We start from the raw sequence: 2,214 nt of genomic DNA on the forward strand, positions 1-2,214 counted from the left end.
CGCCAAGGCCAAAGAGCGAGCCGAACGCAGTCTTGTTCAGCCATATGCCGTAACCGCCGCCCGCCAGCACCAAAAGCGCGATGACGGCAGCGATCAGGCCGCCATAGCCGCGCCTGCGCCGCGGCTGCTGAGGCCGCAGCCGTTGGAAAGTATCGGCCGCCGGCTGCTCGTCATTGGCAAAGACATCGCTGCCGTCGTCGGCATCGGCGGCGTCCATGCCAGCGAGGCCGACATCGTCCTCGCGCGGCGACGGCATCGGCGGTGGCGGCGCCTTCTGCCAGGCAGGCTCCTGCTTTGCCGCGGCCTGCCAGCTCGGCTCCGTCCTTGCCGTGCTTTGCCAGGCCGGCTCGGCCTTCACGGGGTTTTGCGGTGCGGGCTCCGTCTTGCTTTGCCAGCTCGGTTCGGTCCTGGCTGGCGCAGGCGGCGGCTTGAGGGGTTCTGATTTGAACGGATCCGGCTTGGCAGGCGCCGGCACTGCGGGCGCCACCGGCTGGCGGGAGTGGGTCGGCTGATTCCTGTTGCGGTCGATGGAGGAGAAGATATGCTCCAACTCCGCCAGCGGATCGGCGGCGGGAACGCTTTTGGCATAACTGCGCTCGACGCTGGAGATGGCGTCTTCAAGCGTGCGCTTCTGTTGATCGACGACCGAAGGCGCCAATGGCGGAACGCGATCGGCAAGCTTCTTGGCGATTGTCGCTCGCGCCTTGTCATAGACCTTCGACCGCATCTCCGGCGTGTTCTCGCTGAGATTGTCGATCGTCTTTTTCAGAACGGCGATGAAATCTGCCATGCGTCAGGTGACCTGCATTCTTTTCCCACCGGCCGCAAATCAGCCGTAACGCCGGGAAGGGCTGTGAAACTAGTCTTGAAACGGATCGGTCACAAGTATCGTGTCTTCCCGTTCGGGGCTGGTGGAAAGCAGCGCCACCGGGGCGCCGATCAGCTCCTCGATATAGCGGACATATTTGACGGCTTGCGCCGGCAAATCGTTCCAACTCCTGGCGCCGGCGGTGGTCCCCTTCCAGCCTTCGAGCGGCTCGTAGATGGGCTCGACCCGCGCTTGCGCGCCCTGGCTGGCCGGCAAGTAATCGATCGTCTCGCCGTCGAGCCGATAGCCGGTGCAGACCTTGATCTCGTCCAGCCCGTCGAGCACATCGAGCTTGGTGAGCGCGATGCCCTTGATGCCGTTGACGGCAACGGCCTGGCGTACCAGCACGGCGTCGAACCAGCCGCAGCGGCGCTTGCGGCCGGTGACGACGCCGAACTCGTGGCCGCGCGTGCCGAGGAACTCGCCGATCTCGTTCTTCTGCTCGGTCGGGAACGGCCCCTCGCCGACGCGCGTCGTATAGGCCTTGGTGATGCCGAGCACATAGCCGATGACGCCGGGACCGACGCCGGAACCGGCAGCGGCTTGACCCGCTACCGTGTTGGACGAGGTGACGAAGGGATAGGTGCCGTGGTCAATGTCGAGCAGCGTGCCCTGCGCCCCCTCGAACAGGATGCGCTCGCCGGCGCGGCGTTTGTCGTCGAGCACCTTCCAGACCCGGTCCATGTAAGGCAGGATCTCGCCGGCCACCGAGGTCAGCTCCTGCATGATCGCCTCATGCGTCGCTTCCGGATGGCCGAGTCCGCGGCGCAGCGCGTTGTGGTGCGTCAGCAGCCTGTCGACCTTCAAGGGGAGCGTTTCCAAATCCGCCAGGTCCATCACCCGCACCGCCCGCCGGCCCACCTTGTCCTCATAGGCAGGGCCGATGCCACGGCGGGTCGTGCCAATCTTGGTTCCGGAATTCGAGGCGGCATCTTCGCGGAATCCATCCAGCTCCCGGTGCAGCGACAGGATAAGCGCGGTGTTTTCGGCTATTTTCAGGCGCTCCGGCGTGACCTCCACGCCCTGGTCCTTGAGCTTCTTGGCTTCGGCCACGAAAGCATGCGGATCGAACACTACGCCATTGCCGATGATCGAGAGCTTGCCTTGCCTGACCACGCCGGAGGGCAGCAGCGACAGCTTGTAGACCTTGCCGTCGACGACCAGCGTATGGCCGGCATTGTGGCCGCCCTGGAAGCGCACGACCACGTCGGCCCGTTCCGACAGCCAGTCGACGATCTTGCCTTTGCCTTCGTCGCCCCACTGCGAGCCGACGACCACCACATTGGCCATGTTCTTTTCCCTTGAAATGCCGCGCGGGCGGCCTGAAACGACAGCCTCTATAGCGT

General features: G+C 64.9%; 1 protein-coding gene and 1 pseudogene. Both read right to left on the bottom strand.

The genetic code is table 11. The features are described from left to right. Positions 1–790, bottom strand: a pseudogene (locus EOA23_RS34025) (hypothetical protein); the annotation flags it as partial. Positions 791–859: 69 nt separating this feature from the next. Further along, a complete protein-coding gene (locus tag EOA23_RS34030) occupies positions 860–2,158 on the bottom strand; it encodes an adenylosuccinate synthase (RefSeq protein ID WP_127307257.1) in 1,299 nt (432 codons plus the stop codon). Positions 2,159–2,214: the final 56 nt, after the last annotated feature.

The sequence above is a fragment of the Mesorhizobium sp. M2A.F.Ca.ET.042.01.1.1 genome (assembly GCF_003997405.1).
Classification (GTDB): Bacteria; Pseudomonadota; Alphaproteobacteria; order Rhizobiales; family Rhizobiaceae; genus Mesorhizobium.